The organism is Massilia rhizosphaerae, from assembly GCF_016093545.1.
GTDB classification, from domain to species: domain Bacteria; phylum Pseudomonadota; class Gammaproteobacteria; order Burkholderiales; family Burkholderiaceae_D; genus Telluria; species Telluria rhizosphaerae.
In genome coordinates, this window is sequence record NZ_JADKYX010000003.1 from 145,740 (window position 1) to 168,219 (window position 22,480).

A 22,480-nucleotide genomic window follows, 5' to 3' on the forward strand; every position below is an offset into this window, starting at 1 on the left:
CGACTGGTTGGTATGGAGAATACACGGCCATATTATGTTGTCAAACATATCTTGCGGCGCCGCCGCGCCCAACCGGCGACGAGCGCGAGGCCGCCGGCCAGCATGGCGGCGGGCGCGGGTTCCGGCACCGGCGGCGCATAGACATTGGCCGTCGTGCCGGCGAGGAAGGTGACGGTGCCCTGGGCCACGTCGGCGCCGGATATCGTGCTCACCGACAGCGTGGCATGGCGGGTGCCGGTGTCGATGGACACCATGTCCTCGGAGCCGGGCGTGCCGAATATCGCGCTGAACAGGTCCCCGCTCGCGCCGGCGACTTCGTCCGGGCCGGCTGAAGCCGACAGCGACGCATCGATGCCAAAGATGACTTCCGTGTGCGGCGACAGCGTGAAGAACAGCGTGTGCGCGGACTGGGCGCTGACGGTGCCGATGAGCGTGTCGAGACTGAGGCTGGTCGAATCGTACTGCACGTTGAAGTGCCCGAAGCCGTCCGCCGTGTCGTAGTTGGCCGTGCCGAACGTGTTGAGGCCCGCATAGCCGGTGATGGTGTCCTGGTTGTACAGCGTGCCGAAGGCGTAGGCGTAATAGCTGGTCAGGTTGAGCGACGGCGCGATGCCGTCGTCGGGCGCCAGGTCCACGAGCCGGTAATGGAAATCGGCGAGCGCGGCGTTGGCCGTGGCCTCGGCTCGCGCCGGTCCGGATGCCATGCCGCACATGGCAAGGACGACGAGCAGGACCGCCGTGATGGATGAGTTGACACGCATTGGTTTCTCCCGCGCGGCGTTATGCCGCATGGGTTACTGTAAATGCCCGCATTCTCAGCCGTTTTGATCGTGCTCTACCCATCCGGCATGACGATTCCTTTGTGCAACAACAAAGTGCTAAAGGTGTAAGCAAAGGTTTCAATGTGCGTTGGCTAACATAAAAGTTTCCAGCCGGAACGTATATTGACATCACCGCCCCACATCGGCGTCATTTCAAAAAGGTACGATCATGAACAAGACCCTCCATCAAATCGGGCTGCTCGCCGGCAGCGCCATCACCGCCGTGTCCCTCGTCGCCTGTGGCGGCGGCGGGGGCGGAAGCGGCACCGGGACGACGCCGACGACCACGGCCGGCACCCTGAGCGTCGCGCTGACCGACGCCCCGGCCTGCGGTTTCGACGCCGTCAACGTCACCGTCAACAAGGTCCGCGTCAACGCCAGCGCCAGCGCGAGCGACACGGACGCGGGCTGGACCGACATCACGCTGAATCCGGCCAGGAAGATCAATCTGCTGAACCTGACCAATGGCGTGCTCGACAGCCTGGGCCAGACGGCGCTGCCCGCCGGCCATTACTCGCAACTGCGCCTCGTGCTGGATGCGAACGCCAACACCGTCGTGCCGACGGGCGGCACCGAACAGCCGCTGACGACGCCGAGCGCCATCCAGAGCGGCATCAAGCTGAACAATGAATTCGACGTCGCGGCGGGCCAGCAGGTCGACCTCGTGCTCGACTTCAACGCCTGCAAGTCGGTCGTCACGCAAGGCAATGGCCGTTACCTGCTGAAACCCGTCGTGAAAGTGGTGCCGACGGCGGCCGTCGGGATTTCCGGCGTCGTCGCGACGACGCTGCTGGGCAGCCATGTGACCGTGTCGGCGCAGCAGAACGGCGTCGTGATCGGCTCGACCGTACCGAATGCGACGACGGGCGAATTCTTCTTGTCGCACCTTGCTACGGGTAACTACGACGTCGTGATCACGGCCGACGGCCATGCGGCCGGCGTGGTCGGCGCCGTGCCGGTGGCGGCCAGCGGCAGCACCGTGCTGAGCACGGCCACTGCGCCGCTCGACCTGCCCGTCAGCACGATGGGCTCGATCGCGGGCACCGTGACCTTGCCGGCGAACGCCACCGAGGCGGCCTATGTGTCGGCGAAACAGACGTTCGCGGCGGGTCCGACCGTGACCGTCAAGTATGCGGGTGCCGATATCTCGACCGGCGCCTACACGATCGCGAATCTGCCGATCGCGGCGCCCCAGTACGCGGCCTACAGCGCGACCTTGCCCTTGACCTTCGCGGCGGCCACGACCGTCCTGCCGGGCGCCGGCAAGTACCGCGTCGAGGCGGCCGGCACGGGCTACACGACCAAGGCCATCGACCTGGTCGACATCTCGACGGGCAATGCGACCAAGGTCGACTTCACGCTGACGCCGTAAGCGTCCGCGCCCGCCGCCGCCGGCGCGCCGCCCCGGCGACCAGCACCAGGCCGCCGCCGAGCATGGCGACGGCCGGCGGCTCCGGCACCGGCGGCGTGAAGGATTCGGACGAGGCGCTCGTCCGGATGCTCAGCGTGCCGGTGGTTGCCGCGTCGCCCGCGTTCGCGACGGCGGACAGCACGCCGGATTCGTCGCCCAGGTACGTGTAATCGACTGCGTCGAAGCGCGTGCCGTGGCTGATGAAGGGCGTCGTGATTTCCCCGTGCAGGCCGGCCTCGGCATACGTGAACCCGTGCACAGGCTGGGCGCTCACGGCGGCGTCGGCGGAAAAGATGACGCGCGTGTGCGGCGACAAATCGAACTGCAAGTCGAGCCGGGTCCCGGAACGGGCCGAATACGCCTCCGCGTCGGCCGCCGAGCTCGAACTGTAGTCGGGCGCCAGTGTCGCGCTGCCGCTGCCGTAGGCGTTCTCGACGTGAATCTTTCCGAAGGTATTGGTCGACGCCTGCGTCGTGGGATAGGAAAACGATCCCAGGTACAGGTCTGTTTCTCCATAAATATCGGTCAGCGTGAGCGTCAGGGACGGCGTCACGCCGTCGGCCGGGGCGAGGTCGACCAGTTCATATCCAAAGTTCTCGATGCCGGCGCTGCTGTGCGCCTGTGCCCGCGCCGCGCCCGCCGCCAGCAGCAGAAGGGCTGCGCACGCGCCGGTCCGGATCGATCGTGCGGTTGCCATGTGAATCTCCTTGACGATGCGCCTACTCTGCGCGCCTTCTTGCGAGGTCGGTTTGTGCGCGGTCAAAAAGGCGGGAAGACGTTTGTGCTTGGTAACGGCAAGCGTGTCGCGGACGGCGCTGCTAAGATAGCAGGCCTGTCATCAGCGAACGAAAGAGGGACATGAACGACAACGCAAGCGGTTTTGCGGCGGCTGCCCAGCCCATCGCGGCCCAGTCCGTCATCCGCACGGATACCGCGGGCCTGGCCGACGGCCTGGTCAAGCTGACGGTCGGCGGCCAGGAAGTGCCGGTCTATTACGCCCGCCCGGCCGGGCAGGACAAGCGCCCCGTGATGATCGTCGTGTCCGAGATCTTCGGCCTGCACGAGCACATCGCCGATGTGGCGCGCCGCTTCGCGAAACAGGGTTATCTGGCGCTGGCGCCCGATTTCTTCGTGCGCCAGGGCGACCCGTCGATCCTGCCCGACATGGCGACGATCATGGCGCAGATCATCCGCAAGGTGCCGGACGCGCAGGTGATGGGCGACATCGACGCCTGCATGGCCTGGGCCGCCGACAACGGCGGCGACGTCGACCGGCTCGGCGTCAACGGCTTTTGCTGGGGCGGGCGCATGACGTGGCTGTACGCGGCGCACAACCCGCGCGTGAAAGCGGCCGTGGCGTGGTACGGCAAGCTGGTGGCCGATCCGAATCCGCCCCGCCAGCCGCGCCATCCCATCGACGTCGCGCCGACGCTCACCGTGCCCGTGCTCGGCCTGTACGGCGCGAAGGACGCCGGCATTCCGCTGGCGACGGTCGAACGGATGACGGCCGCGCTGGGCACGGGCCCGAGCGATTCCGCGATCGTCGTCTACCCGGACGCCGGCCACGCCTTCCACGCCGACTACCGCCCGAGCTACAACGCAAAGGATGCCCGCGACGGCTTCGCCCGCGCGCTGGCCTGGTTCCGCGAACACGGCGCCGGCTGACGCCGCCGCGCCGGGAGGTTACAATCTCCGGTTTGCGTCCGGCGGCGTGCGCATGCACGCGCTCCAAGAACAACAAGAGGCTTTTAAATCGACCCGATTCTCATTTCCATCCTGCTGGCCACCGGCCTGGCGGGCGTGGTCAGCATCACGGCCGCCGCGGTGTTTTCCTTTGCGCTGCTGGCGAAAGTCGTCGAGCGCATGGTCAGCCTGTCGGTCGGCATCATGCTGTCGACGTCGCTGCTGCACGCGCTGCCGGAAGCCTTCGAGTCGAAGGCCGACACGCATGCGCTGTTCGCCACCCTGCTGGGCGGCCTGCTCGCGTTCTTCCTGCTGGAGAAGGCGGCCCTGCTGCGCCATTCGCACCACCACGAGGGCGACGGGCACCATCACGCGCACGGCCACGACGCCATGCAGGCGGGCCGCGCCGGCTGGATGATCCTGATCGGCGACGGCATGCACAACTTCACGGACGGCATCCTGATCGCGGCGGCCTTTCTCGCCAATCCGCAACTGGGGATCGTCACGGGTGTGGCCATCATCGCCCACGAGATTCCGCAGGAGATCGGCGACTTCATCGTGCTGCTGAACGCCGGTTTCTCGCGCGTGCGTGCCTACGTGTTCAATCTGTTGTGCAGCCTCCTGGCCGTGCTGGGCGGGGTGCTTGGGTATGCGACCTTGGACCGCGCCAGCAACCTGATTCCCTACGTGCTGGTGTTCGCGTCGTCCGGCTTCATCTACATCGCGGTGAGCGACCTGATGCCGCAGATGCAGCGCCGCGCCACCGTGCGCGAATCCATCCCGCAGGTGCTCTTGATCGGGCTCGGCGTCGTCATCGTGCTGTTGCTGACGCACGGCCACTGACCGCGTTATGTGGCGCCAGTCGCCACCGCGCGTTTCGGGTCGGAGGTCCACTCGCTCCACGATCCCGGATACAGCGCCGCCCCCGGCATCCCCGCCACTTCCAGCGCCAGCAGGTTGTGGCACGCGGTCACGCCGGAACCGCATTGCATGATGGCGTCCTTCGGATCGCCCACCGCCACGCCCAGTTCCGCCTTGAGTTGATCCGGCGCCTTGAAGCGGCCGTCGGCCTGCAGATTGTCCTTGAAGAAGCGGTTCTTCGCGCCCGGGATGTGGCCGCCGACGGGGTCGATGGTCTCGTTCTCGCCGCGGAAGCGGTCCGGCGCGCGCGCGTCGACGACGGTCTTGCCGCCGTGTTCCACGTTGTGCAGCACCGCGGCCACGTCCACCGTCGTCACGAGGGCGGGGCGCGCGGCGATGTGGCCGCGCGCGCGCGGGGCCGGCACGTCGGTGGCGACGGGCTGCCCGGCCGCCTGCCACGCGGGCAGGCCGCCATCCAGCACGGCGACCGCATCATGGCCGACCCAACGCAGCATCCACCACAGGCGCGCGCAATACATGCCGCCGTGCGCGTCGTAGGCGACGACCTGGGTGTCGTCGTTCACGCCCCAGCCGCGCAGCAGCTCGATGAACGCGTCCTTGTCGGGCAGCGGATGGCGGCCGCGGAAGTTCCCGGCCGCGTCGCGCTTGGCGCCCGACAGTTCCGTCTCCATGTCGGCGAACACGGCGCCCGGGATGTGGCCGGCGGCATAGGCTTCACGGCCGGCGGCGAGGTTCATGAGGTCGTGGCGGCAGTCGACGACGACCCAGGTCGGGTCGTTGACGTGCGCTGCCAGTGCGGCGGATTCGATCAGGGTCGTGTACGTGGACATCTGCGGGGGCTCCTCGTTATTCGCTGGCGATGGGGTCGGTTTCCTTGACGACGGCGCCGCGCGCCGTGCGCGTCGTATTGTAGAACGTCGCGGCGATTCCCGAGGCGAGGATCACGCCCATGCCCAGCCACACGTGCCAGTCGAACGTGTCTTTCCACAGGATCATCCCCCACAGGCTGGAAAAGATGATGCCCGTGTACTGCAGGTTGGCGACGACGAGCACCTTGCCGATGCGGTAGGCGCGCGTCATCGCGATCTGGGCGAACAGGCCGAAGGCGGCGATCCCCAGCAGCAGGGCCTGGCCGTGCCACGATTGCGAGCGGAAGGTGTTCATGCCGTTGCCCAGCAGCGAGCCGACGAGGCCGGCGATGCCCATCGTGACGGAAAAATAGAACACGACGCGGTATTCCGGTTCGCCCATCTGGCCCAGGCGGCGCACCTGCAGATAGGCCATCGCGGCGATCACGGACGAGGCGATGGCGACGACGCCGCCCACCCACTCATGGGTTTCGACGGCCGGCCGCAGCACGAGCGTCACGCCGACGAAGCTCATCGTGATGGCGAGGGCCAGCGGCCACTCGGGCAAGCCCTTGCCGCGCCACCAGCCGATGAAGAACATGTACGTGGCGAGCCAGATCGGCGCCATGTAGTTGAGGGTGACGGCCGTCGCCAGCGGCAGCTTCGCGATCGCGTAGAACCACAGCCACAGCGACAGGACGCCGACGACGCTGCGCCAGAGGTGTTCTTTCGGGAAGGACGTCTTGAACGATCCGCCCTGGAGGCGGATCATCGGCAGCAGCATCAGGCTGCCGATGAAACCCCGGTACATCACGATTTCCGAGGTCGAGTAGAGCGAGGAAGCCAGCTTCACGCACGCGCCCATGGCGGCGAACAGGAAGCTGGCGCACAACATCCAGAGTGGCGCCATCAGAGAACAACCATCACATCCCCGGAGGAATATTGTCGAGCTTGCTGCGATACCACTCGTGGAAATGCTGCATGCCGTCTTCCATCGGCGACTGGTACGGACCCGCCTCGGTGACGCCGCGCTCCATCAGCGCCTTGCGGCCGGCGTCCATGCGCAGGCCGATCTCGTCGTCCTCGACGCACGTTTCCATGTAGGCGGCGCGCTCCGCTTCGACGAATTCGCGCTCGAACAGGACGATTTCTTCCGGATAGTAGAACTCGACCACGTTGCGCGTCTTCTGCGGACCCATGGGCCACAGCGTGGACACGACGAGCACGTTCGGATACCACTCGACCATGATGTTCGGATACAGCGTGAGCCAGATCGCGCCGTATTTCGGTACCTGGCCGTTGTTGAACTTCAGGACCTGTTCCTGCCATTTCCGGTACGCGGGCGAGCCGGACTTCTGCAGGCCGCGGTGCACGCCCACGGTCTGGACGCTGTAGTCCGGCCCGAATTCCCAGCGCAGGTCGTCGCAGCTGACGAAGTTGCCCAGGCCCGGGTGGAACGGCTCGACGTGGTAATCCTCCAGGTAGACTTCGATGAAGGTCTTCCAGTTGTAGTCGCAGTCGTGCACCTCGACGTGGTCGAACATATAGCCCGAGAAATCCAGGTCTTTGGTCACGGACAGCTTGGCGAGCTTGTCCATCACGTCGTAGCCGTTCTGCTCGAACAGCAGGCCGTTCCAGTTCTGCAGCGGCGTCCTGGACAGGTTCAGGCAAGGCGTGTCCGCGAAATGCGGCGCGCCGATCAGTTCGCCCTTGAGGTCGTAGGTCCAGCGGTGCAGGGGGCAGACGATGTTCTTGGCATTGCCGCGCCCATTGAACATCAGCGCCTGGCGGTGGCGGCAGACGTTCGACAGCAGTTCGATGCCTTGCGCATTGCGCACCAGCATGCGGCCCTCGTTCTCCGATTTCAGGGTCGCGAAATCGCCCGCCTCGGGCACCATCAACTCATGCCCGACGTAGCGGGGGCCCTTGAGAAACAATTGCTGCAATTCGCGCTGCAGCAGCGCGTTGTCGAAGTAAACATTTACCGGAAGCTGGGCGAGCGAACGCGCCAGCTTGGCGTGGGTAGCCAGATCGGACATCCCAACCCCCCTTTTACACAATATTCAGCCAAAGAAGAGAAAGAATCCGAGAACAGTATTTTGTTTGGAGCGTCGACCAACCTGCTGCGCGTTGCATTGTCGGTTTGCGATGCTCACCGTACTGATGTACGGTTGCGCTTCTCAACCAACACTGCGGCCGCTCGCGACGGTTGTTCTCGCTCCATAAAGAGCGGAATACGGTATTTCGGAGACAGAACCGGAGATTATAGCCTGTAACGAGCTCTACAGTCCCGGACCTGCTCGCGGTTGTGGTACATGAATGTTCAAAAATTGCCTAAACGGCATCGTTTTCATGAATCCCGAGGCGCTTTGCGATAAAATGTATCCTTGCTTGCAAGCTGGCGGCGACGAGCGCACCCTTCGTGTCGAAGCAGGATTGTTTAGAATAAGCGATTAGACTGGCGCGCCGTGCACAGGTTGCGCGTGGTGCTGCCCGGCCCCGAATCGATCAAACTCATTATGCCAAATAAAACAAACGCGGAGAGCGCCGCAGCGGCGGCGCCCGCGCAGCCGCCGGAATCCTTCGAGCAGGCGATGGCCGAACTGGCCCAACTCGTGACGCAAATGGAAAGTGGGCAATTGCCCCTGGAAGCTTCGGTTGCCGCGTATGCACGTGGTTCCGAGCTCGTACGCTATTGTGCTGCCCAGCTGGAAAAGGTCGAATCCCATGTGAAGGTCCTGGAAGGCGAGATGCTGAAGCCGTTCAGCGCCGACGGCGAGGACGACGTATGAGCGCGCCCCAGGCGTTCCCGGCCTGGATGAAGGCCGTGCAGGCGGACGCCGAGTCCGCCCTCGACCGCTTCCTGCCGCCGGCAAGCCAGGTGCCGGCCAAGCTGCACGAAGCAATGCGCTACACGGTGCTCGGCGGCGGCAAGCGCGTGCGCCCGCTGCTCGTGCACGCGAGCGGCGCCCTGTTCGGCGCGGAATCCGACGCGCTGGCGCGCAGCGCCTGCGCCGTCGAAATGATCCACGCCTATTCGCTCGTGCACGACGACATGCCGTGCATGGACGACGACGCCCTGCGCCGCGGCAAGCCGACCGTGCACGTGGCGTATGACGAAGCGACGGCGCTGCTCGTCGGCGACGCGCTGCAGGCCCAGGCCTTCGAGGTGCTGGCCGCAACGACCACCGTGCCGCCCATCCGCCTCGTGCACATGGTGCGGCTGCTGGCCGAGGCGGCCGGTTCGGCCGGCATGTGCGGCGGCCAGGCGATCGACCTGGACAGCGTCGGCATCAGCCTCACGCTCGAGCAACTGGAGCGCATGCACCAGCTCAAGACCGGCGCCATGCTGCGCGTGTCCGTGCTGCTGGGCGCCCTGGCCGGGCGCGACCTCGCGTCGCACGAGCTGGAAGCGCTGGGCGCGTACGCGCGCGCGATCGGCCTCGCGTTCCAGGTCGTGGACGACGTCCTCGATGCGACCGAGGACTCGGCCACGCTGGGCAAGACGGCCGGCAAGGACGCGGCCGACAACAAGCCGACCTATGTGTCGATTCTGGGGCTGGAGCCGTCCAGGGCGCTGGCCGAACAACTGCGGCGGCAGGCGCACGACGCGCTGGCGCCGTTCGGAGAACAAGCACTGCGGCTGCGCGAGATCGCGGACCTGATCGTGCAGCGGAAGGCATAAATGAAACTGCTAGATACCATCAACGACCCGGCCGACCTGCGCAAGCTCCCGCGCACCCAGCTCACGCCGCTGGCCCACGAGCTGCGCCAGTTCCTGCTCGATTCCGTGTCCAAGACGGGCGGCCACCTGTCGTCCAACCTCGGCACCGTCGAGCTGACGATCGCGCTGCACTACGTGTTCAACACGCCGGAAGACCGCATCGTGTGGGACGTGGGCCACCAGACGTATTCGCACAAGATCCTCACGGGCCGGCGCGCGCGCATGCCCACCTTGCGCCAGCTGAACGGCCTGTCCGGCTTCCCCAAGCGCGACGAGAGCGAATACGACACGTTCGGCACGGCGCACTCGTCGACGTCGATCTCGGCCGCCCTCGGCATGGCGCAGGCCGCGAAGATCAAGGGCGAAAAGCGCAAGGCCATCGCCGTCATCGGCGACGGCTCCATGACCGCGGGCATGGCGTTCGAGGCGCTGAACAATGCGGGCGTCGAGGACGACGTCGACCTGCTCGTCGTCCTGAACGACAACGACATGTCGATCTCGCCGCCGGTCGGCGCGTTGAACCGCTACCTGGCGCGCCTGATGTCGGGCCAGTTCTACGCGGCCGCCAAGAACGTCGGCAAGACCATGCTGCCCGGACCCATGCTGGAACTGGCGAAGAAGCTGGAAGAGCATGCGAAGGGCATGGTGGTCCCGGCCACGATGTTCGAGGAATTCGGCTTCAACTACATCGGCCCCATCGACGGCCACGACCTCGATTCGCTGATCCCGACGCTGGAAAACATCAAGCGCCTGAAGGGTCCGCAATTCCTGCACGTCGTGACGAAGAAGGGGCAGGGCTACAAGCTGGCCGAGGCCGAACCGGTCCTGTACCACGGCACCGGCAAGTTCAACCCGAGCGAAGGCTACAAGCCGGCCAAGGCGTCGAAGATCACGTACACCGAGGTGTTCGGCGACTGGCTGTGCGACATGGCGTCGGTGGATAAACGCCTGGTCGGCATCACGCCGGCGATGCGCGAAGGCTCGGGCATGGTGCGCTTCAACCAGGAATACCCGGACCGTTACTTCGACGTCGGCATCGCCGAGCAGCATTCCGTGACGTTCGCGGGCGGCTTGGCAACGGAAGGCATGAAACCCGTCGTCGCCATCTACTCGACGTTCCTGCAGCGCGGCTACGACCAACTGATCCACGACGTGGCGCTGCAGAACCTGGACGTGACGTTCGCGCTGGACCGCGCGGGCCTCGTCGGCGCCGACGGCGCCACGCACGCCGGCAACTACGACATCGCCTACCTGCGCTGCATCCCGAACATGGTCGTGATGGCGCCGTCGGACGAGAACGAGTGCCGCAAGATGCTGACGACCGCGTACCGCTACCCGGGCCCGGCCGCCGTGCGCTATCCGCGCGGCGCCGGCGTCGGCGCGGCCATCGACCCGGCGCTCGACGTCCTCGAGATCGGCAAGGGCATCGTCCGCCGCGAAGGCACGGGCGTCGCGATCCTCGCCTTCGGCTCGATGGTGGCGCCGAGCCTTGCCGCCGCCGAGGGCCTGAACGCGACCGTCGCCGACATGCGCTTCGTGAAGCCGCTGGACGTCGACCTGGTCCGGCAGCTGGCGCAGGACCACGACTACCTGGTGACCGTGGAAGAGGGCTGCACGATGGGCGGCGCCGGTTCCGCCGTCGCCGAGGCGCTGGCGGCCGAAGGGATCGTCAAGCCCCTGTTGATCCTGGGCCTGCCGGACCGCTTCATCGACCATGGCGATCCGGCGCTGCTGCTGGCGTCGGTCGGCCTGGATGCGCACGGCATCGGCAAGTCCATCCGCGAACGCTTCGGCGTCGGCGAACCGCGGCTGGTGGTCAACAATAACTGACCTTGGGCGCAGCCGATTCGGGCGCTTCATGCGCTTCGAATCGGCCGCCGCGTTTATGGGCGGCATCCTATAATGTCGTTTCGTCCATTACAGGAAGCACGACCCATGCTTTCTCCCGCCCTGTTCGAAGCCGTATTCAACAGTTCCCCGATCGGGCACTACCTGCTGTCGCCCACGCCGGAGGCGATCATCCTCGCCGTCAACGATACCTTCCTCGCGGCCTCCGGCCGCAAGCGCGAGGAACTGGTCGGCCGCAGCCTGTTCGAGGCCTTCCCGCGCAACCCCGACGATCCGGCCGACACCGGCGAAACGGACTTGCGGCGCTCCCTCGCCCGCGTCGTCGAAACGGGCCTGCCGGACCGGCTGCCGGCCCAGCGCTATCCGATCCCCGTGACCCTGCCGAACGGCGAGCCCGGTTTCGAGGAGCGGTTCTGGAGCGCCGTCAGCACGCCGATCTTCGCCGCGGACGGCAGTCTCCTGTGCATCTCGCACACGACCAACGACGTGACGGAGCAGGTGCGCTCGGAGGCGGCGCTGCGCGACAGCGAGGTGCGCTACCGGGCGCTGACGAATGCGACGGCGGACGTCGTGTACCGCATGAGCCCCGACTGGAGCCAGTTGCGCCAGCTCGATGGCCGCGGCTACCTCAAGGACACGTCCGACGCGAGCCGCTACTGGATCGACGACTACATCCCGGCGCAAGACCAGGAACGGATCCACCAGGCGATCGCCGCGGCGATCCGCGCCAAGGCCGTGTTCGAGCTCGAACACCGCGTGCGCCGCCTCGACGGCAGCGTGGGCTGGACGTATTCGCGGGCCGTGCCGATGCTCGACGCGCGCGGCGAGATCCACGAGTGGATCGGCGCCGCCAGCGACATCACGGAGCGCAAGCTGGCCGAGGAAAAGCTGCGGGAGTCGGACCGCCGCAAGGACGAATTCCTCGCGATGCTGGCGCACGAGCTGAGGAATCCGCTGGCGCCGATCGGCGCGGCGGCCGCGCTGCTGCAGCGCGCGCGGCTGGACGAGGGCCTCGTGCGCAAGACGAGCCAGATCATCGGGCGCCAGGTGGCCCACATGACGGAACTGATCGACGACCTGCTGGACGTTTCGCGCGTGACCCGCGGCCAGGTCGAACTGGACGAGGCGGCGCTGGACATGCGCGAGATCGTGACGGACGCGGTGGAACAGGTCATGCCGCTCGTCCGCGCGCGCGGCCAGCAGCTGGACGTGGACGTGCCGGCGCACGACATGCCGGTGATGGGCGACAAGAAGCGCCTCGTGCAGGTGCTCGCGAACCTCCTCAACAACGCTGCCAAATACACGCAGGAGGGTGGCCGGCTGCACCTGCGCGCCCGCCTGCGCGACGGCGCGGTGACCGTCGACGTGGTCGACAACGGCATCGGCATGGCGCCGGAGCTGGCGGCGCGGGCGTTCGACCTGTTCGCGCAGGCCGAGCGCACGTCCGACCGCGCGTCCGGCGGACTTGGACTGGGACTGGCGCTCGTCAAGAGCCTCGTCGAGCTGCACGGCGGCACCGTGACGTGCGCCAGCGACGGACCGGGCCGGGGCAGCCGCTTCACGGTGACCCTGCCGCGCCGCGCGGCGCCGGCCGCTCCGGCGGCCCCGCGGCACGACACGCGGGCGGCGGCGTCGGACGGCGGCGTCTCCATCATGGTCGTGGACGACAACGTCGACGCGGCCTCGACCCTCGCCATGTTGCTGGAAGCGTCGGGGCACCGCGTGATGGTCGAGCACGAGCCGCTGCACGCGCTCGAGCGCGCCCGCAAGGAGCAGCCCCGGGTCTGCCTGCTCGATATCGGCCTGCCCGGCATGGACGGCTACGAGCTGGCGCGGCATCTGCGCGCGCAGCCGGAAACGTCGCGCGCGCTGCTCGTCGCCATCACCGGCTATGGCCAGGACAGCGACCGACTGCTCGCCACCGAGGCCGGATTCGACCGGCACCTCGTCAAGCCGATCGATCTCGATACCCTGCAGGCCGCGCTGGCCGGCCTGCCCGGATGACGCCGTCGATCACGCGTTCCTGCGCTCCGCCGGCACGTGCAGCGAGCGCGCCAGCAAATGACCGGCCAGCCACCCGCCGGCCAGGCCGCCGATGTGCGCCGCGTTGTCCGTGTGGGGATATAAAAAGCCCGCCGCCAGGTTGAACACCAAAAACGGCAGCAGCGAGCCGCGCAGGTCCTGCACGACGGTGGGTGGCACGCCGCTGTTCTCGCGCTGCATGAAGGCGAACAGCCCGCCCACGATGCCGAAGATCGCGCCGGACGCGCCCACGCTGTTCACGTGCGCGTTCCACATCACGCTGGCGACGCTGCCGCACACGCCGGCGATCATGTACAGCGCGGTGAAGCGCAGGCTGCCGAACAGGCGCTCCACCAACTGGCCCACCTGCCACAGGGCGAGCATGTTGAACGCGAGGTGCAGGATGCTCCCGTGCAGGAACAGCGACGTGACGAGGCGCCACCACTGGCCGTGCAAGGTCAGGCGGCCCACGTTCGAGCCCCATTCGACCAGTTGCACCGAGCGCAGCATCGCGTCGTAGTGCGAATTCCAGCCCCAGCCCAGCATCGATCCCATCGCCCCGCCGGGCAGGCTGCGGCGCACGAGCCACATGAGGAAGTAGATGCCGATGTTGAGCGCCAGCAGGGTCCACAGCACGGGCGTGGACGGGCTCCAGTAATCGATGCGGTCGTGGAATTCGTTGCGCTCCGCATGGGCGATCACGAAGGCTTCCGTGCGGCGCGCCGGCAGCAGGGCGGCGATCTGCTGCGCCGTCGCCGCGTCCGGCGCGGCAAAGCCGACCTGCAGGTTTTCGCGCACGCCCAGCACGTGGAAGGTCACGTTCGCGCCGTCCGTGTGGACGTTGACGATGTCGACCATGCGCAGCCGGTGCTCCGCGCGCGCGGCCAGGCGGAACGTACGGTGGATCTTGCCGCGCACGAGCACGAAGTCCGGTTCGACGACGACCCGGCCGTTGCTTTGGAAGTGGAATGAATTCGCGTGGAAGCGGACGTCGAAGGTTGCCGTCATCCGCGCTCCGTCAGGTGCGCTTGCGTTCGTGCTGCCACAGCACGTCCGTGCCGCCCGCGTGGCGGTTCAGCACGCGCGCCAGCACGAACATCAGGTCCGACAGGCGATTGACGTACTGGCGCGGTTCCGCATTGATCGTTTCCGTCTTCGACAGCGCGACGATGGCGCGCTCGGCGCGGCGGCACACGGTGCGGCACACGTGCGCGAGCGACGCGGCGCGCGAGCCGGCCGGCAGGATGAATTCCTTCAGCACCGGCAGGTCCGCATTGTATTTCTCGAGGAGGGCGTCGAGGCGCGCCACCTGCTCGGTCTTGATCAGCTGGTAGCCGGGGATGCACAGCTCGCCGCCCAGGTCGAACAGGTCGTGCTGCACGGTGACGAGTTCCTCGCGCAGGTCGGCCGGCAGGTCTTCGCACAGCAGCAGGCCGACGAAGGAATTCAGTTCGTCGACGTCGCCCAGCGCCGCGATGCGCGCGCTGTCTTTACCGGTGCGGCTGCCGTCGCCCAGGCCGGTGCTGCCGTCGTCGCCCGTGCGGGTCGCGATCTTCGAAAGTCGATTGCCCATGCTGATATCCTGCCCATGAAAAAAGATAGGCGGAGCATACGCCAAATCCCGGGGATTGTGCTTACAATCGCCTTATGATGCCCCCGATTGCAGTCGACCCCGAGCGTAGGCGGCAAGTCGCCGCCGCCCTGCGCGCCGTGCTCCCCGAGCGCGCCGTCCTCGCCGATCCCGAAGACACCCGTCCCTACGAATGCGACGGCCTGGCCGCCTACCGCCAGCTGCCGCTGGTGGTGACCTTGCCCGACGACGAGGCGCAGGTGCTCGCCATCCTCGAGGTGTGCCGCAAACTGAACGTGCCCATCGTGCCGCGCGGCGCGGGCACGGGCCTGTCCGGCGGCGCGCAGCCGCTGGCGGACGGCGTCGTGATCTCGACCGCGCGTTTGAACCGCATCCTGCGCGTGGACGAATACGCGCGCACGGCCGTCGTGCAGCCGGGCGTGCGCAACCTCGCCATCTCGGAAGCGGCCGCGCCGTTCGACCTGTACTACGCGCCGGACCCGTCGTCGCAGATCGCCTGTACGATCGGCGGCAACGTGGCCGAGAACTCGGGCGGCGTGCATTGCCTGAAGTACGGCCTCACCGTGCACAATGTGCTGCGCGTGCGCGTCTGCACGATCGAAGGCGACGTCATCGAGCTCGGCGGCAACGCGCTGGACGCGCCCGGCCTCGACCTGCTGGCCGTGTTCATCGGCTCGGAAGGCATGCTGGGCATCGTGACGGAAGTGACCGTCAAACTCGTGCCCAAGCCCGCGCAGGCCCAGGTGATCATGGCGTCGTTCGACGACGTGGCGACGGGCGGCAATGCCGTCGCGAGCGTGATCGCGGCCGGCATCATCCCGGCCGGCCTGGAGATGATGGACCGCACGTCGTCGCGCATGGTCGAACCGTTCGTGAAAGCCGGCTACGACCTCGACGCCGCCGCCATTTTGCTGTGCGAGGCGGACGGCACGGCGCTCGAAGTGGCGGAGGAAATCGCGCGCATGACGGAGGTGCTGCGCGATGCGGGCGCCAGCGCGATCGCGGTGTCGCAAAGCGAGGCCGAGCGCCTGCGCTTCTGGTCCGGCCGCAAGAACGCGTTCCCGGCCGCGGGCCGCATCTCGCCCGACTACTACTGCATGGACGGGACCATCCCGCGCAAGCAGCTCGCCCACGTGCTGGCGCGCATCGAGGAGATGGAGACGACGTTCGGCCTGCGCTGCGCGAACGTGTTTCACGCGGGCGACGGCAATATGCACCCGCTGATCCTGTTCGACGCCAACCGGCCGGGCGAGCTGGATCGCGCGGAAGCGTTCGGCGCCGCCATCCTCGCGCTGTGCGTGGAAGTGGGCGGCACCATCACGGGCGAACACGGCGTGGGCGTGGAAAAGATCGATTCGATGTGCGTGCAGTTCGGTGCGCGCGAACTCGACGCCTTCTTCGCCGTCAAGCGCGCGTTCGACCCAAGCATGCTCCTGAATCCCAACAAGGCCATTCCCACCTTGAACCGCTGCGCGGAACTGGGCCGCATGCGCGTGTCCGGCGGCGCGCTGCCGTTTGCCCATCTGCCGCGATTTTGATCATGCAGGATATCGTCGAACACTTCCGGGACCACGTGCGCGCCGCCGCCCGCGACCAACGCGCCTTGCGCATCCGCGGCGGCGGCACCAAGGATTGGTATGGGCAGCGGCTCGAGGGCGACGTCCTCGACACGCGCGGCCATGCCGGGGTTGTCGACTACGAGCCGACGGAACTCGTGATCACGGCGCGCTGCGGCACGCCGCTCGCCGACGTGGAAGCGCTGCTCGCGCGGCAGGGACAGATGCTGGCGTTCGAACCGCCGCATTTCGGCGCCGGCGCGACGCTGGGCGGCGCCATCGCGGCCGGCCTGTCCGGCCCCCGCCGCGCGGCCAGCGGCGCCGCGCGCGACTTCGTCCTCGGCTGCACTCGGCTGGACGGCAAGGGCGACGTGTTGCGCTTCGGCGGCCAGGTGATGAAGAACGTGGCCGGCTACGACGTGTCGCGCCTGCTGGCCGGATCGCTCGGCACGCTGGGCCTGCTGCTGGACGTCTCCGTGAAAGTGCTGCCGCGCGCGCCGCGCGAGGCGACGCTCGTGTTCGACGGCGTGGCCGAGGTGGACGCCATCCGCCGCCTGAACGAATGGGGCGGCCGGCCGTTGCCCGTGTCCGCGAGCTGCTGGCACGACGGCGTGCTGGCGCTGCGGCTGTCCGGCGCCAATGCGGCCGTCGACGCGGCCATCCGCGCGCTGGGCGGCGCCGTGATGCCGGGCTGCGCGCGCTTCTGGGCCGGCCTGCGCGAGCAGCGGCATGGTTTTTTTGACGGTGACATGCCGTTGTGGCGCCTGTCCGTGCCGTCGACCGTCGGCGCCATCGTGCTCGGGAGCCCGCAACTGATCGAGTGGGGCGGCGCGCAGCGCTGGCTGCGCGCGCCGGGCGATGCCGCGACGGCGCAGCGCATCCGCGCGACCGTCGCCGCCACAGGTGGCCACGCGACGCTGTTCCGTGGCGGCGACAAGGGCGTCGGCGTGTTCCAGCCGCTGGCGCCCGCCGTCGCGCGCATCCACGCGCGCCTGAAGGCCGGGTTCGATCCGGCCGGCATCTTCAACCCCGGCCGGATGTATTAAGAACCATGCAAACGAATCTCGCCGATTTCATCAAGGGCACGCGCGAGGGCGACGAGGCCGAGACGATCCTGCGCGCCTGCGTGCACTGCGGCTTCTGCACCGCCACGTGTCCGACGTATCAGCTGCTGGGCGACGAGCTGGATGGCCCGCGCGGCCGCATCTACCTGATCAAGCAGGTGCTGGAAGGGGAGACGCCGACGCGCAAGACGCAGCTGCACCTGGACCGCTGCCTCACGTGCCGCAACTGCGAAACCACGTGCCCGTCCGGCGTGAAGTACGGGCGTCTCGTCGACATCGGGCGCAAGGTGGTCGAAGCGCGCGTGCCCCGTCCGTTCGCCGACAGGGTCAAGCGCACGACCCTGAAGGCGTTCCTGCCGCGCGCCGGCCTGTTCAAGCCCGCGTTCGAGCTCGGGCAGATGGTACGGCCGCTGCTCCCGCCCGCGTTGCGGGACAAGCTGCAACCCGTGCCCGCGCCCGGCCGCCGGCCCACGCGCGAGCACGCGCGCAAGATGCTCGTGCTTGGCGGCTGCGTGCAGCCGGCGATGGCGCCGAACATCAATGCGGCGACGGCGCGCGTGCTCGACGCGCTGGGCATCCAGCTCGTGTCCGCGCCGCGTGCCGGCTGCTGCGGCGCCGTGCGCTTCCACATGAACGACCAGGACGGCGGCCTGGCCGACATGCGCCGCAACGTCGACGCGTGGTGGCCGTACGTCGAGAGCGGCGAGGTCGAGGCCATCGTGATGACGGCGTCCGGCTGCGGCGTGACGGTCAAGGATTATGGCCACCTGCTCGCGCACGACGATGCGTATGCGGACAAGGCCGCGCGCATCGCGGCGCTGACGAAGGACTTGTCGGAAGTGATGTGCGACGTCGAAGACGAGATCGCGCGGCTGCTGGCGGGCCGCATCCGCGAGCGTGTCGCGTTCCACCCGCCATGCACCCTGCAGCACGGCCAGCAGATCCGCGGCAAGGTCGAGGGCGTGCTGCGCGCGGCGGGCGTCGACGTCGTGCTTTGCGCGGAGAGCCATTTGTGCTGCGGTTCGGCCGGCACCTATTCGGTGCTGCATCCGCACATCGCGCACGCGCTGCGCGACCGCAAGCTGGCCAACCTCGAGGCGACGGGCGCGCAAGAATACGTCTCGGCCAACGTCGGCTGCATCGCGCATCTGCAGTCGGGAACGGCGACGCCCGTGACGCACTGGATCGAGCTCGTCGACCGCGCGCTGGCGGGCGTGCCGTGATAGCATCGGCGCCCCGTTTCAAGATTCGATGGAGTTGCCCGTGAGTTTCGTGTTTCGGCTGATATCCCAGGACGAGGATGCGGCGCCGTCCGTCGCCTTCCAGGACAGCATCAGTCCGGGCTATGTACCGCTGTGGGAAGAGGTCGGCGTGTACGATGCCTTGTACAACAGCGACGGCCGCGAGGCGCGCGACATTTCGCGTGCGGTCGCGTATGGCGTGGACCGCATCGCCGACGACGAATCGCTGGGCCGCCTGCTGCCGTCGTCGTGCCGGCAGGAGGAAGCGTTGCGCTTCCTGGAAAACGTCCACCGCGGCTGCACGATCCACGCGTCGGCGCGCGTCGAGACGCGCTGACCCACGCCGACCCGCGCTCGATATCGAATCGGATATGGCGCACGACATAAATACGATTAGTGCGTCCCGTTGCCGCTGAGTAGACTGCAAGTGCAGTCAATACCCGCCGCCAGTGCGGGAATCGCCAACGACAACGGAGATTACATGAAGAACGCCACATTGGCCGGCGCGCGCGCTCCGATTGCCCTGGCAATCGCGCAATGGTTCATCACCTTTTCAGTGGAGACTCCATGAAACGTCTATTTTCATGCCTCGTCATGCTGGCCGGCCTGGCCGGCGCGGCGCTGTCGGCGCAGGCCGCCATCACCGTCAACACGAGCGTGCAGTACAAGATCAAGAACGTCAACAGTGGGCTGGTGCTGGGGATCGACGGCGCCAGCCAGGCCGCGGGCGCTAAAGTGATCCAGTGGACCGACAACGGCACGGCCGACCACCTGTGGCACTTCATGCCGATGGGGAATGGGCAGTACAACATCGAGAACATGCTGACGCACCAGGTGCTGGGCGTGGCCAGCGCCTCCACCGCCGACGGCGCGCAGATCGTGCAATGGGCCGACAACGGCACGTCCGATCACCTGTGGACCGTCACGCAGGCCGCGGACGGGAACTTCCTGATCCAGAACGTCAACAGCGGCAAGTACCTGGAAGTGTACATGGCGAGCACGTCGACCGCGGCCACCATCGACCAGTGGGGGCTGACCAACTGCGCGTGCCAGGAATGGCAGCTGGTGAACACCAAGGTGAGCCCGTATCCGGCACCACGCGCCGTCGCCGGCAACGGCATCTACGTGCACGATCCGTTCATGCTGCGCGACGGCAGCGGCAAGTACTGGCTGTACGGTTCGCACCAGACGGTGGCCACGTCGACCGACGGCACCAACTTCACGATGTACACCAACTGCACCAGCGCGCAGATGGGCGGCTATGCGCCGAACTGCCCGTCGATCGGCCCGGACTTCAGTTCCTGGAGCGGCCTGCAGACGCCGAAGGGCTGGAACAACGGCGCCAACACGGACGTGTGGGCGCCCAGCATGCTGGTCTCGAACGGCACGTATTACCAGTACTATTCGATTCCCTACCTGCCCAGCAGCGGGGCGGAAGCGGTGATCGGCGTGGCGACCAGCTCGTCGCCGGCCGGTCCGTGGACCGACAAGGGTTTCGTCACCAAGTCGTGGACCAGCACGACCACGCAGCCGGCGTCCGGCTTCTGGGCCACCACCGACAACGCCATCGACCCCGCGCCGTTCAAGGACGCCAGCGGCAACTGGTGGATGGCCTGGGGTTCGTGGAGCGACGGCACGCACCTGATGCAGCTGGACCCGAGCACCGGCCTGCAATCGAAGACGAATACCACCGTGGTCACGCTGGCCCGGCGCGGCAATCCGTCGGCGGGCGAGGAAGGACCGTTCATCTACTACTACAACGGCTACTACTATTACTTCGCGCCGATTAACCTCTGCTGCAACGGCACGACCAGCACCTATCGCACCATCGTGGGCCGCTCCACCAGCGTGACCGGGCCTTACGTGGACCGCGGCGGCGTCGCGCTGACGGCCGGCGGCGGCACCATCCTGCTCAGCACCCACGGCAATATCATCGGCCCGGGCGGCGGCAGCGTGTTCACCGACGCCGGCAACAACAACGCGCCGACCTATGTGTACCACTACTACGACGGCAACAACGGCGGCCGCGCCACGCTGGGCATCAACACGCTCGGCTTCACCGCGGACGGCTGGCCCTACGTCAAGTAAAGCTTGAAGGCAGGCACTTCGCGTTGCACGAGATAGTCTGCCGTGCGCCGGTTCGTGCGATGATCGCGGCTTCGATCCACTTTGAAGGCCGCGCATGAACCGACGCATCCAGCAATTCCTCGCATTCGCTTGCGGCATCCTGCTCGCCATCCCGGCGATCCGCGCCGCGCCCGCCGAGCGGCAGGAAGCGCTGGCACTCGGCAAGGCGGCCGCCGTGCGCTTCACGCTGCCGCGCGCCGGCGCGCCGGATGTCCGCTACGTCATCTCCAAGCCTGCGCACAAGGCGCCGCTCGTGCTGTTCGTGCAGGGATCGGGCTGCATCCCGCCCTTCGTCGGCCTGGGCACGCCGCACCGTTACTCGACCGTCTTCGGCTTCGTGCCGCTGGCGCAGCAGGGCGCCTACGCCGTGATGGTGGTCGACAAGCCGTTCCAGCCGGATGCGCCCCCGCAGGGACAGCCGGGCGTGGCGACGGCATGCCCGGCCGCGTTCAACGCTTATTTTTCCTACGACAGCTGGCTGGCCGCATTGCGCGACGCACTGCGCCATGCGCTCGCATTGCCCTGGGTCGACGACAGCCGCGTGCTGGTGTTCGGCGTGTCGGAAGGCGCGGCGATGGCGGCCGGCCTCGCGCGCACGGTGCCGGCCGTGACACACGTGGCGCTGGTCGGCGGCACCGGCACGAGCCAGCTGTTCGACTTCGCAGCCAATGCCTACCGCGCCGGGAACAGCGACGACGACACGCTGGCGCGCCTCGCGGACGTCGACGCGACCGTCGACGCCATCAACGCCGATCCGCGCAGCACCGGCAAATTCGCGTGGGGCCACACCTACCTGCGCTGGAGCACCTTCTTCGCGCAGGCACCCGGCGAGAACCTCGTCCAGTCGAAGGCGCGCGTCTACCTGGCCAGCGGCATGCGGGACGACAGCGTGCCGATCCTGTCGACCGAGGTCGCGTACGCGCGCCTGCGCGCGCTCGGGCGCGACGTCACGTTCCGGCGCGTGCGGCGCGCGGGCCACGCGCTGGTGCCGGAAGGCGGCACGATGGCGGACGTGCAGAAGGACTACGACGCCATCATGGCGTGGTTCGACCGGCGCTGAGCGGCTGCCGGCTTACTGCTGCAACGCCTTCTCGATATCGCCCGCGATGTCTTCCGGTTTGGTCTGCGGCGCATAGCGGTGCAGGACCGTGCCGTCGCGGTCGACGAGGAATTTGGTGAAGTTCCACTTGATGCCTTCCGTGCCCAGCACGCCCGGCGCCGCTTTTTTCAGGTGCTGGAACAGCGGATGGGCGGCATCGCCGTTGACGTCGACCTTGGCGAACATCGGGAACGAGACGCCGTAGTTCTTTTCGCAGAACGCGCCGATCTCCGCCTCGCTGCCCGGTTCCTGGCCGCCGAACTGGTTGCAGGGGAAGCCCAGCACTTCCAGGCCGCGCGCGTGCAGCTCGCGGTACAGCGATTCGAGGCCCTGGTATTGCGGCGTGAAGCCGCATTTGCTGGCGGTATTGGCGATGAGGAGGACCTTGCCGCGGTACCGGGCCAGGTCGACCGGCTTGCCGTCGAGGGAAGTGGCCTGGAAGTCGAACACGTTCATGAGAGGCTCCTGTCAGCTGCGTGAATCCGGAGGCGACAGTGTAAGGCAAAGGCGCGCGGCATGCAGCCGTTGCGGGCCGCCGGACGGTGGATGAAAAAACGCCCTGC

At 67.4% G+C, this 22,480-nt stretch carries 21 protein-coding genes; 13 read left to right on the forward strand and 8 right to left on the reverse strand.

Translation table 11 applies throughout. From position 1 onward, the window contains the following. Positions 1-32: 32 nt before the first annotated feature. Positions 33-761, reverse strand: a complete 729-nt coding sequence (locus ISF28_RS06290; RefSeq protein WP_198116308.1) for a PEP-CTERM sorting domain-containing protein — start codon at positions 759-761, stop codon at positions 33-35. A gap of 229 nt (positions 762-990) precedes the next feature. Between ISF28_RS06290 and ISF28_RS06295 the strand changes: the two genes are divergently transcribed. Then, positions 991-2,193 carry a DUF4382 domain-containing protein gene (locus ISF28_RS06295; RefSeq protein ID WP_198116309.1) on the forward strand — a complete coding sequence of 401 codons (1,203 nt, stop codon included), beginning with the start codon at positions 991-993 and terminating at the stop codon, positions 2,191-2,193. On the opposite strand, the gene ISF28_RS06300 is transcribed toward ISF28_RS06295, so the two are convergent. Next, positions 2,177-2,929 carry a PEP-CTERM sorting domain-containing protein gene (locus ISF28_RS06300; RefSeq protein WP_198116310.1) on the reverse strand — a complete coding sequence of 251 codons (753 nt, stop codon included), beginning with the start codon at positions 2,927-2,929 and terminating at the stop codon, positions 2,177-2,179. The two genes, ISF28_RS06295 and ISF28_RS06300, sit on opposite strands and share 17 nt — an antisense overlap. A 161-nt stretch (positions 2,930-3,090) precedes the next feature. Between ISF28_RS06300 and ISF28_RS06305 the strand changes: the two genes are divergently transcribed. Together ISF28_RS06305 and ISF28_RS06310 are read left to right on the forward strand one after the other, a co-directional pair. Next, positions 3,091-3,897: a dienelactone hydrolase family protein gene (locus tag ISF28_RS06305; RefSeq protein WP_198116311.1), complete on the forward strand. Its 807-nt coding sequence runs from the start codon at positions 3,091-3,093 to the stop codon at positions 3,895-3,897. 159 nt (positions 3,898-4,056) lie between these two features. Then, entirely contained in the window at positions 4,057-4,758 is a 702-nt protein-coding gene (locus ISF28_RS06310) for a ZIP family metal transporter (RefSeq protein ID WP_198116580.1), read from the forward strand. Between the two features lie 5 nt (positions 4,759-4,763). Here the strand turns inward: ISF28_RS06310 and ISF28_RS06315 are convergent, their stop codons facing one another. Genes ISF28_RS06315 through ISF28_RS06325 form a run of 3 tightly spaced genes read right to left on the reverse strand, consistent with a single transcriptional unit; the run spans position 4,764 to position 7,684 of the window. Continuing rightward, positions 4,764-5,627: a sulfurtransferase gene (locus ISF28_RS06315; RefSeq protein WP_198116312.1), complete on the reverse strand. Its 864-nt coding sequence runs from the start codon at positions 5,625-5,627 to the stop codon at positions 4,764-4,766. Positions 5,628-5,643: 16 nt separating this feature from the next. Further along, positions 5,644-6,555, reverse strand: a complete 912-nt coding sequence (locus ISF28_RS06320; protein ID WP_198116313.1) for a DMT family transporter — start codon at positions 6,553-6,555, stop codon at positions 5,644-5,646. Positions 6,556-6,568: 13 nt separating this feature from the next. Next, complete coding sequence (locus ISF28_RS06325; protein WP_198116314.1) at positions 6,569-7,684, reverse strand: aromatic ring-hydroxylating oxygenase subunit alpha; 1,116 nt, start codon at positions 7,682-7,684, stop codon at positions 6,569-6,571. 480 nt (positions 7,685-8,164) lie between these two features. Here ISF28_RS06325 and ISF28_RS06330 point away from each other — a divergent pair, with 480 nt between their 5' ends. From ISF28_RS06330 to ISF28_RS06345, 4 genes are all read left to right on the forward strand, one after another. Further along, positions 8,165-8,437 (forward strand): exodeoxyribonuclease VII small subunit, encoded by a 273-nt coding sequence (locus ISF28_RS06330; protein WP_198116581.1) that lies wholly within the window; start codon positions 8,165-8,167, stop codon positions 8,435-8,437. After that, entirely contained in the window at positions 8,434-9,330 is an 897-nt protein-coding gene (locus ISF28_RS06335) for a polyprenyl synthetase family protein (RefSeq protein ID WP_198116315.1), read from the forward strand. The genes ISF28_RS06330 and ISF28_RS06335 overlap by 4 nt, the downstream gene beginning before the upstream one ends. Then, complete coding sequence (gene dxs, locus ISF28_RS06340; RefSeq protein ID WP_198116316.1) at positions 9,331-11,199, forward strand: 1-deoxy-D-xylulose-5-phosphate synthase; 1,869 nt, start codon at positions 9,331-9,333, stop codon at positions 11,197-11,199. A gap of 105 nt (positions 11,200-11,304) precedes the next feature. Further along, on the forward strand, positions 11,305-13,221 hold the full coding sequence (locus ISF28_RS06345) for a PAS domain-containing hybrid sensor histidine kinase/response regulator (RefSeq protein ID WP_198116317.1): 1,917 nt from the start codon (positions 11,305-11,307) through the stop codon (positions 13,219-13,221). 9 nt (positions 13,222-13,230) lie between these two features. Here the strand turns inward: ISF28_RS06345 and ISF28_RS06350 are convergent, their stop codons facing one another. Beyond that, positions 13,231-14,247 (reverse strand): rhomboid family intramembrane serine protease, encoded by a 1,017-nt coding sequence (locus tag ISF28_RS06350; protein ID WP_198116318.1) that lies wholly within the window; start codon positions 14,245-14,247, stop codon positions 13,231-13,233. Between the two features lie 10 nt (positions 14,248-14,257). Further along, on the reverse strand, positions 14,258-14,812 hold the full coding sequence (locus ISF28_RS06355; RefSeq protein WP_198116319.1) for a cob(I)yrinic acid a,c-diamide adenosyltransferase: 555 nt from the start codon (positions 14,810-14,812) through the stop codon (positions 14,258-14,260). Positions 14,813-14,886: 74 nt separating this feature from the next. Here ISF28_RS06355 and ISF28_RS06360 point away from each other — a divergent pair, with 74 nt between their 5' ends. From ISF28_RS06360 to ISF28_RS06385, 6 genes are all read left to right on the forward strand, one after another. Beyond that, the gene (locus ISF28_RS06360) at positions 14,887-16,368 is read left to right on the forward strand and encodes an FAD-linked oxidase C-terminal domain-containing protein (RefSeq protein WP_198116320.1); all 1,482 of its coding nucleotides are present in this window, start codon (positions 14,887-14,889) and stop codon (positions 16,366-16,368) included. 2 nt (positions 16,369-16,370) lie between these two features. Then, complete coding sequence (gene glcE, locus ISF28_RS06365) at positions 16,371-17,432, forward strand: glycolate oxidase subunit GlcE (RefSeq protein WP_198116321.1); 1,062 nt, start codon at positions 16,371-16,373, stop codon at positions 17,430-17,432. Between the two features lie 5 nt (positions 17,433-17,437). Next, complete coding sequence (glcF, locus tag ISF28_RS06370) at positions 17,438-18,673, forward strand: glycolate oxidase subunit GlcF (protein WP_198116322.1); 1,236 nt, start codon at positions 17,438-17,440, stop codon at positions 18,671-18,673. 40 nt (positions 18,674-18,713) lie between these two features. Beyond that, on the forward strand, positions 18,714-19,028 hold the full coding sequence (locus ISF28_RS06375) for a hypothetical protein (RefSeq protein ID WP_370663395.1): 315 nt from the start codon (positions 18,714-18,716) through the stop codon (positions 19,026-19,028). 230 nt (positions 19,029-19,258) lie between these two features. Continuing rightward, entirely contained in the window at positions 19,259-20,779 is a 1,521-nt protein-coding gene (locus tag ISF28_RS06380; RefSeq protein ID WP_198116324.1) for a family 43 glycosylhydrolase, read from the forward strand. 94 nt (positions 20,780-20,873) lie between these two features. Beyond that, entirely contained in the window at positions 20,874-21,878 is a 1,005-nt protein-coding gene (locus ISF28_RS06385) for an alpha/beta hydrolase family protein (protein ID WP_198116325.1), read from the forward strand. Between the two features lie 12 nt (positions 21,879-21,890). Here ISF28_RS06385 and ISF28_RS06390 read toward each other — a convergent pair whose 3' ends face one another. Beyond that, the gene (locus ISF28_RS06390; protein ID WP_198116326.1) at positions 21,891-22,373 is read right to left on the reverse strand and encodes a glutathione peroxidase; all 483 of its coding nucleotides are present in this window, start codon (positions 22,371-22,373) and stop codon (positions 21,891-21,893) included. Between the last annotated feature and the right edge of the window lie 107 nt (positions 22,374-22,480).

Coding starts and splice junctions, on each gene's coding strand:
- ISF28_RS06290 (WP_198116308.1), bottom strand. CDS start 761: ATGCGTGTCAACTCATCCATCACGGCGGTCCTGCTCGTCGTCCTTGCC.
- ISF28_RS06295 (WP_198116309.1), top strand. CDS start 991: ATGAACAAGACCCTCCATCAAATCGGGCTGCTCGCCGGCAGCGCCATC.
- ISF28_RS06300 (WP_198116310.1), bottom strand. CDS start 2,929: ATGGCAACCGCACGATCGATCCGGACCGGCGCGTGCGCAGCCCTTCTG.
- ISF28_RS06305 (WP_198116311.1), top strand. CDS start 3,091: ATGAACGACAACGCAAGCGGTTTTGCGGCGGCTGCCCAGCCCATCGCG.
- ISF28_RS06315 (WP_198116312.1), bottom strand. CDS start 5,627: ATGTCCACGTACACGACCCTGATCGAATCCGCCGCACTGGCAGCGCAC.
- ISF28_RS06320 (WP_198116313.1), bottom strand. CDS start 6,555: ATGGCGCCACTCTGGATGTTGTGCGCCAGCTTCCTGTTCGCCGCCATG.
- ISF28_RS06325 (WP_198116314.1), bottom strand. CDS start 7,684: ATGTCCGATCTGGCTACCCACGCCAAGCTGGCGCGTTCGCTCGCCCAG.
- ISF28_RS06330 (WP_198116581.1), top strand. CDS start 8,165: ATGCCAAATAAAACAAACGCGGAGAGCGCCGCAGCGGCGGCGCCCGCG.
- ISF28_RS06335 (WP_198116315.1), top strand. CDS start 8,434: ATGAGCGCGCCCCAGGCGTTCCCGGCCTGGATGAAGGCCGTGCAGGCG.
- dxs (WP_198116316.1), top strand. CDS start 9,331: ATGAAACTGCTAGATACCATCAACGACCCGGCCGACCTGCGCAAGCTC.
- ISF28_RS06345 (WP_198116317.1), top strand. CDS start 11,305: ATGCTTTCTCCCGCCCTGTTCGAAGCCGTATTCAACAGTTCCCCGATC.
- ISF28_RS06350 (WP_198116318.1), bottom strand. CDS start 14,247: ATGACGGCAACCTTCGACGTCCGCTTCCACGCGAATTCATTCCACTTC.
- ISF28_RS06355 (WP_198116319.1), bottom strand. CDS start 14,812: ATGGGCAATCGACTTTCGAAGATCGCGACCCGCACGGGCGACGACGGC.
- ISF28_RS06360 (WP_198116320.1), top strand. CDS start 14,887: ATGATGCCCCCGATTGCAGTCGACCCCGAGCGTAGGCGGCAAGTCGCC.
- glcE (WP_198116321.1), top strand. CDS start 16,371: ATGCAGGATATCGTCGAACACTTCCGGGACCACGTGCGCGCCGCCGCC.
- glcF (WP_198116322.1), top strand. CDS start 17,438: ATGCAAACGAATCTCGCCGATTTCATCAAGGGCACGCGCGAGGGCGAC.
- ISF28_RS06380 (WP_198116324.1), top strand. CDS start 19,259: ATGAAACGTCTATTTTCATGCCTCGTCATGCTGGCCGGCCTGGCCGGC.
- ISF28_RS06385 (WP_198116325.1), top strand. CDS start 20,874: ATGAACCGACGCATCCAGCAATTCCTCGCATTCGCTTGCGGCATCCTG.
- ISF28_RS06390 (WP_198116326.1), bottom strand. CDS start 22,373: ATGAACGTGTTCGACTTCCAGGCCACTTCCCTCGACGGCAAGCCGGTC.